A 6,940-nucleotide genomic window follows, 5' to 3' on the forward strand; every position below is an offset into this window, starting at 1 on the left:
CCCCCCCCCCCCAGCCCCCCCCGCCCGCCCCGGCCAGGACGAGTGGTGTTACGGTAGAGCGGCACTGACGGGAGAGGGGCTTTTTATGCAACCGATGTCGCTTTTGATCACGACCTGTGTGCTGTTCGTCGGCTCGCATCTGGCGCTTTCGCATCCGCTGCGGCACGGACTCGCCAGTCGGCTGGGTGAGCGCGGGTTCCAGATCGTCTATTCGATCGTCGCGATCGCGACCTTCATCATGCTGGTGCAGGCATGGCGGGGGATGCCGCCCGAACCGCCATTATGGGCGGTCGGCGATATATTGTGGATCGTCGCGTCGATCATCGTGCTGTTCGCCAGCGTGCTGTTCATGGGGTCGCTGATCGGCAATCCCGCGCTGGCGGCGCCCGGCGCTGCGGCGGCCGCACAGGGCGCGGCGCGCGGTGTGTTTGCGATCACGCGGCATCCGATGATGTGGGGCTTTGCGCTATGGGCGATCGCGCACGTCATGGTCGTGCCGACGCCTGCGCAGATCGTCCTGTCGGGGACGATCGTTTTTCTCGCGCTGTTCGGTTCGGCGGGGCAGGACGGCAAAAAGGCGCGGCTGATGGGCGACAGCTGGCGGCACTGGGCGGCGCGGACGAGCTTTGTCCCCTTTGCGCGGCAGATCAGCGGCGCGACGCCGTGGGGCGACACAATCCCGCGCCCGCACGCGTTGTTCGGCGGCATTGTGCTGTGGCTGGTCGCGACATGGGGGCATGGCGCGCTGGGCTATATGGTCGCGGGCATCTGGCGCTGGGTCGGGTGAACGGGGTGAGCCCCGACACGGCACTGGCCGATCTCTCGCTCAAGCTGCTGGGCAAGGACATTGCCGATACCGATGCCGAAGAACAGAGGGTGTTGCGCTCGATTGTCGAACGCAGCCTGATCAGCCGCGATGCGATGGATGTCGCCGACGAACAGGCAAGCTTTGGCGAGCGCCTGTCCGACCGGGTGGCGCGGGTCGGTGGGTCGTGGGGCTTCATCATCGTCTTTTCGCTGGTGCTGTTCGGCTGGATGATTTTGAACAGCGAAATCCTGGGCCGCTGGCACGAGGCGTTCGATCCCTTTCCCTATATTTTCCTGAACCTGATGCTCTCGACCATCGCGGCGATCCAGGCGCCGGTGATCATGATGAGCCAGAACCGCCAGGCGGCAAAGGACCGGCTCGCCGCCAGCCTTGATTATCAGATCAACCTGCGCGCCGAACTGGAGATCATGCGGCTGCATGAGAAGGTCGACGCGTTGCAGGTGCAGCGGCTGGAAGAGCGGATTGAAGCGTTGACGGCGGCGGTTCAGGAATTGGGGCAGCGAGGGAGCTAGCTAATCCTCCCTGTCGCGCAGCGATAGGCAGGGGGACCGTCCGCAAAGCGAATGGTGGAGGGGCCAGAAACCTCGCGCCACCGCCCCTCCGTCGGCGCTACGCGCTGCCACCTCCCCATGGCTTCGCCACAGGGAGGATCCAACAACTAAAGCCGCACCATTCGCATGCCCATCTCGCCATAACGCGGCCCGCTGGTCCCGCCCTTCGGCGCCGCAGCATCGATCGCGGCGAGGTTATCGGCGGTAAGCGTCACATCCGCCGCGCCTACGCTGTCCTCCATCGTGAGGCGGCGCTTAGTGCCGGGGATCGGGACGATGTCGTCGCCCTGCGCGAGCAGCCACGCTAGCGCGACCTGTGCCTTTGAAACGCCACGCTTGTCCGCCACCGCGCCGATCGCATCGACGATCGCGAGGTTGGCGGGGAGGTTTTCGTCCGAATAGCGGGGGTCGTTGCGGCGCCAGTCATTCGCGGGCAGTTCGTCGCGGCTGCGCACCGCGCCCGCGAGGAAGCCGCGCCCGAGCGGCGAATAGGGGACGAAGCCGATGCCGTTCTCGCGGCAGACGCCGAGGATTTCGTCCTCCACGTCGCGTTCCCAGATCGAATATTCACTTTGCAGCGCGGTGATCGGTGCGGCGTTGGCGGCGCGGCGCAGCGTTTCTGGGCCGGCTTCGGACAGCGCGATGTGGCGCACCTTGCCCTCGTTCACCAGTTCCATCATCCCGCCGACGACCTCCTCGATCGGGATCGCGGGATCGACGCGGTGCTGGTAGAACAGGTCGATGGTGTCGATGCCGAGCCGCTGGAGTGAGCCTTCGCAACTGCGCCGCGCGTTTTCGGGTGAGCCGTCGACGCCGACAATCTGATTGCCGTCGAACTTGAAGCCGAACTTCGTCGCGATGACCAAGCCCTCGCGCTTGCCTTTGATCGCGGCGCCGAGCAGTTCCTCGTTGCTGAACGGGCCGTAGATTTGCGCGGTGTCGAAAAAGGTGACGCCCATGTCGATCGCGCGGTGGATCGTCGCGGTCGATTCGTCGAGATCGGCGGCTTCGCCATAGAGGATGTTGCCGCCCTTAATCATCGGCATGCAGCCGATACCGATCGCCGAGACTTCTAGGCCGTGGCCGAGTTTGCGATATTTCATGGCGTCTCTCCTATGGGTTCGGGTTCTTCGACCCCGTCGGCGGCAAATTTGGTCGCGGCAACGTCGCCGACGACATTGCCGAGGGTGCGGAAAATATCGGGGAAGGTTTCGACCGCGACGAGCAGCCCGAGCGGCGCAACAGGGACGCCCATCGATACCGCAATCGGGGCGATCGAGGTGACGAAGCTGATTGAGCCGGGCAGGCTGACGGAGCTGAGCGCGGCGGCCATCGCCACCCCAAGCCCGACGGCCATCTCCCACGGGCTAAGCTCCACCCCGAATAGCCACGCGACATAGATGACGACCGCCAGGTTCATCGCCGGGCTGGTGAAGCGGAACAGCGCGACCGCGAGCGGCAGGACGACGTCGGCTTTCTTGGGATCGACGCCAAGCTCCTCGGACGATTTGAGCATCGCGGGCAGGCTGGCGAGCGAGCTTTGGGTGCTGATCGCGACCGCCATCGTCGGCACCATCGCGCGCACGAAACGCGGCAGCGAGATACCAACGAAGAGCCAGGCAAGCAGCAGGCCGAGGATCAGGCAGCTGACGCCGATGCCCATCAGGATCAGCACGTAATGGATCAGGCCGCCGAACGCCGCGAACCCCGCCTTGACCGCAAGTGCATATCCGAGAGCGAAGACGCCGATCGGCGCGAGCGCAAGCACCCAGCTGATGACGATCAGCATCGCGTCGCCGAGCGCCTTGAAGAAACCCGACAGCGTCGCGCGCTGCGGCGGTTCCAGCTTGGTGATCGCAAAGGCAAAGATAGTGGTGAAGATGATCAGCGGCAGGATCGCGGTATCGGCGGCAGCGGCAATCGGATTGGTCGGGATCAGTGAGAGCAGGAAGTCGCCAAAGGTCGGCGACGGCCCGGCTTCGGTGGAGCCGCCAAGGCCATTGCGGAGCGCATCGGCGGCGCCGGTCGACAGCGGGAAGAGGCGCAGCAACAGCGGCGTCATCAGCAGCGACATCGACCCCGAGATGAAGATCGCGGCAAGGAAGGTCATCACCGCGCGCGCCGCGAGCTTGCCGGCGCGCGCGGCGTCGGCGGTCGCGGTGATGCCGGTGATCAGCAACGCGACGACGAGTGGGACGATCGTCATCTTGAGCGCATTGAGCCAGAGCAGGCCGATGGGTTCGATATAGGGGAGCGATGCGGTGCCAGCGTCGGGCGAGGCCAACTCGACGCCAATTCCCAGCAACATCCCGGCGACCAGTGCCGAGAGGACAATCCATGCTGATTTCAAGCGACATTCTCCCGGCGAATTTCCTGGCCAGCTTGCCAAGCAAAAGAGCGTGACTTAGAGCACCTCCCGAAACAAGTGGGAACCGGTTTTTAGGCCGGAAGATGCTCCGCGGGGGCCATCCCGCAGCAAGCCCGGGTCGGCGTTCGTCGGCCTGTGGTTTAAGTACAGAGGGTACATGCGCAAGTTTTTCGGAACCGACGGGATTCGCGGGCTGACGAACCAGATTCCGATGACGGTCGAGGTCGCGATGCGCGTCGGCATGGCGGCGGGCGCGCACTTCCTGCGCGGCGATCACAAGCACCGCGTCGTAATCGGCAAGGACACACGGCTGTCGGGCTATATGCTGGAAAATGCGCTGGTCGCGGGCTTCACAAGCGTCGGCATGGACGTGGTGCAGGTCGGGCCGATGCCGACTCCCGCGATCGCGATGCTGACGCGGTCGATGCGCGCTGACCTCGGCGTGATGCTGTCGGCGAGCCACAACCCCTATTATGACAATGGCATCAAGCTGTTCGGCCCCGACGGATACAAGCTGTCCGACGAGGATGAGGCGCAGATCGAATTGTTGCTGGCGCAGCAACCCAAGCTGGCCGACCCCGCGCATATCGGGCGCGCCAAGCGTATCGAGGATGCGCGCGGGCGCTATATTCATGCGGTGAAACAGAGCCTGCCCGAATCGGTACGGCTCGACGGGCTGCGTATCGTGCTCGATTGCGCCAATGGCGCCGCCTATAACAGCGCGCCTACGGTGTTCTGGGAGCTGGGAGCCGACGTCGTCGCGATCGGGATCACGCCGAACGGTACCAACATCAACGACAAATGCGGCTCGACCGCGCCCGCGCTGCTCCAGGAAACCGTGGTCGCCAGCGGCGCCGACATCGGCATTGCGCTCGACGGCGATGCCGACCGCCTGATCGTCGTCGATGAAAAGGGCAAGATTGTCGACGGCGACCAGATCATGGGGCTGATCGGCGCGAGCTGGGCGCGGCAGGGGCGGCTGAAAGGCGGCGGGGTCGTTGCGACGGTAATGTCTAACCTGGGGCTCGAACGCTTTCTGGAAGGCGAGGGCCTGCGGCTCGAGCGGACCAAGGTCGGCGACCGCTATGTGCTCGAGCGCATGAAAGAGGGTGGCTTCAACGTCGGCGGCGAGCAGTCGGGGCATATGATCCTGTCGGACTATGCGACGACTGGCGATGGCACGCTCGCGGGCTTGCAGGTGCTGGCCCAGCTGGTCGCGGCGGACAAGCCGGCGAGCGAATTGCTACACCAGTTCGATCCGGTTCCGCAGTTGCTGAAGAATGTGCGCTTTGCGGGCGGTGCACCGCTCGACGATGCGCAGGTTCAGGCCGCGATCGCCGAAGGCGAAGCGGCGTTGGCGGGGCGCGGGCGGCTGGTCATCCGTCCGTCGGGCACCGAGCCGCTGATCCGCGTGATGGCCGAAGGCGACGATGCCGGACAGGTCGAGCGCGTTGTCGACATGATTTGCGACGCGGTGCGCGTGGCGACGGCATAACCAACAGATTTTCTAGAACTGAAAGAGACTGACTATGCTTGAAATGCGACCCGATTGCGAAAAATGCGGCCGCGATCTGCCCGCGGACGTCCATGGCGCCTTCATCTGTTCGATGGAGTGCACCTTTTGCGCGAATTGCGCCGACCGGATGGACGAGCGTTGCCCCAATTGCGGCGGCGACCTGCTCGACCGGCCGCTGCGCGAAGGGGCGATCCTGGCGAAATATCCCGGTTCGACGTTACGGAAATATAGGGTTTGACGCTTTCCTCCATTCGTCATGCCGGACTTAATCCGGCATCCATCGCCGCACGGGCGTCATGGACCCCGGATCAAGTCCGGGGTGACGATGAATGCGAGGGATTGCGATGAGCGCGCGCGTCCTGATCATTGCCGGGTCGGATAGCGGCGGCGGCGCGGGCATTCAGGCCGATATCAAGACGGTCACGATGCTCGGCGGTCACGCAATGACCGCGATTACTGCGATCACGGCGCAGAATACGCTGGGGGTGCAGAGCGTCCATCCGGTGCCGACCGACATGGTGCTAGCCCAGATCGACAGCGTCGCGTCGGACATCGGCGTCGATGCCGTCAAGATCGGGATGATCGGCAGCGCCGAAACGGCGGCGGCGGTGGCGGAAAGGCTGTCACGGCCCGATCTGACGCAGGCGGCGGTGGTGTTCGACCCGGTGACGGTTGCCACCAGCGGGTCGGTGCTGGCTGACGCGGCGACGATCGAGGCGTTCCGCGCCTTGCTGGGTCGCGCGATGGTCGCGACGCCGAATTTGCCTGAGCTGCACGCGCTCGGCGGGGAAGACGCGGTGCTGGCGCATGGCTGTTCGCTTTTGATCAAGGGCGGCCATGCCGCGGGCGAGACGGTGATCGACCGCTTGCTCGAAACGGGAGAGGGCGAAGTCGCGCGCTGGGAAGCGCCGCGGATCGGTACCCCGCACAGCCACGGCACCGGCTGCACGCTGGCGAGCGCAATTGCGACGGGGCTGGCGCAAGGCATGCCGCTGGAACCCGCGATTGCGCGGGCGCGTGATTTTGTCCGGCTGGCGCTGCTCGATGCGCCGGGGCTGGGGGCGGGGCATGGCCCGATGGGGCAGCAGTTCGTGCGCAACGACGGGCTGTTCACCGGGCCGGCGCTCAATCAATTCACCTTGCCGGCGAGCGATTATGCGTTGTCGGTCGCTTTCTACAAGCAGATGGGGCTGACGCAGATCGTCGATAGCCCGGACAATGGCTATGCGCGGTTCGAGGCGGCGAATGGGGTGACGCTGTCGATCCATGTTGGTGACGGTGTAGCGGGCGGGGCGACGACCTATCTGGAAAGCGGCGCGCTCGATGCGTGGGTTGCCTATCTGGCGCGGCGCGGGATGCGGTTCGAGCAGATGCCGACCGACGAGTCATGGGGCTGGCGCGAGGCGCGGCTCAGCGATCCGGCGGGGAACCGATTGTGTCTGTATCAGGCGGGGGAATATCGCAGGTATCCGCCGTGGCGGGTGTAGCATTGGCCGACACCATTTTGTCCCGTTCGTGTCGAGCGAAGTCGAGACACGTTGAGCTTGTGCTGGCCTTCGCGTGTCACGACTTAGCTCGACACGAACGGGACAAAATGGTGTCGGCCAATGCTACACCCGCCACCGCGGATACCTGCGATATTACCCCCCCTGATACAGACACCATCGGTTCCCCCC

The 6,940-nt window shown here is 64.9% G+C and carries 7 protein-coding genes; 5 read left to right on the forward strand and 2 right to left on the reverse strand.

Going from position 1 to position 6,940, the window contains the following annotated elements; genetic code table 11:
• Window positions 1-85: 85 nt before the first annotated feature.
• The gene (locus K0M74_RS00835) at window positions 86-787 is read left to right on the forward strand and encodes an NnrU family protein (protein ID WP_293966969.1); all 702 of its coding nucleotides are present in this window, start codon (window positions 86-88) and stop codon (window positions 785-787) included.
• A gap of 5 nt (window positions 788-792) precedes the next feature.
• Window positions 793-1,341 (forward strand): DUF1003 domain-containing protein, encoded by a 549-nt coding sequence (locus K0M74_RS00840; RefSeq protein WP_293966971.1) that lies wholly within the window; start codon window positions 793-795, stop codon window positions 1,339-1,341.
• A gap of 146 nt (window positions 1,342-1,487) precedes the next feature.
• Here the strand turns inward: K0M74_RS00840 and K0M74_RS00845 are convergent, their stop codons facing one another.
• Complete coding sequence (locus K0M74_RS00845; protein ID WP_293966973.1) at window positions 1,488-2,483, reverse strand: aldo/keto reductase; 996 nt, start codon at window positions 2,481-2,483, stop codon at window positions 1,488-1,490.
• Window positions 2,480-3,730: a dicarboxylate/amino acid:cation symporter gene (locus K0M74_RS00850; RefSeq protein WP_293966975.1), complete on the reverse strand. Its 1,251-nt coding sequence runs from the start codon at window positions 3,728-3,730 to the stop codon at window positions 2,480-2,482. Before K0M74_RS00850 ends, K0M74_RS00845 begins: the two co-directional genes overlap by 4 nt.
• Before the next feature lie 175 nt (window positions 3,731-3,905).
• Between K0M74_RS00850 and glmM the strand changes: the two genes are divergently transcribed.
• The 3 genes from glmM to thiD all read left to right on the forward strand — a co-directional run bounded on the left by glmM (window position 3,906) and on the right by thiD (window position 6,751).
• A complete protein-coding gene (gene glmM / locus K0M74_RS00855) occupies window positions 3,906-5,243 on the forward strand; it encodes a phosphoglucosamine mutase (RefSeq protein WP_293966977.1) in 1,338 nt (445 codons plus the stop codon).
• 34 nt (window positions 5,244-5,277) lie between these two features.
• Window positions 5,278-5,502, forward strand: a complete 225-nt coding sequence (locus K0M74_RS00860; RefSeq protein WP_293966978.1) for a DUF1272 domain-containing protein — start codon at window positions 5,278-5,280, stop codon at window positions 5,500-5,502.
• 106 nt (window positions 5,503-5,608) lie between these two features.
• Window positions 5,609-6,751, forward strand: a complete 1,143-nt coding sequence (thiD, locus tag K0M74_RS00865; RefSeq protein ID WP_293966980.1) for a bifunctional hydroxymethylpyrimidine kinase/phosphomethylpyrimidine kinase — start codon at window positions 5,609-5,611, stop codon at window positions 6,749-6,751.
• Window positions 6,752-6,940: the final 189 nt, after the last annotated feature.

The sequence above is a fragment of the Sphingopyxis sp. genome, from assembly GCF_019459305.1.
Lineage (GTDB): Bacteria > Pseudomonadota > Alphaproteobacteria > Sphingomonadales > Sphingomonadaceae > Sphingopyxis.

Coding starts and splice junctions, on each gene's coding strand:
- K0M74_RS00835 (WP_293966969.1), top strand. CDS start 86: ATGCAACCGATGTCGCTTTTGATCACGACCTGTGTGCTGTTCGTCGGC.
- K0M74_RS00845 (WP_293966973.1), bottom strand. CDS start 2,483: ATGAAATATCGCAAACTCGGCCACGGCCTAGAAGTCTCGGCGATCGGT.
- glmM (WP_293966977.1), top strand. CDS start 3,906: ATGCGCAAGTTTTTCGGAACCGACGGGATTCGCGGGCTGACGAACCAG.
- K0M74_RS00860 (WP_293966978.1), top strand. CDS start 5,278: ATGCTTGAAATGCGACCCGATTGCGAAAAATGCGGCCGCGATCTGCCC.
- thiD (WP_293966980.1), top strand. CDS start 5,609: ATGAGCGCGCGCGTCCTGATCATTGCCGGGTCGGATAGCGGCGGCGGC.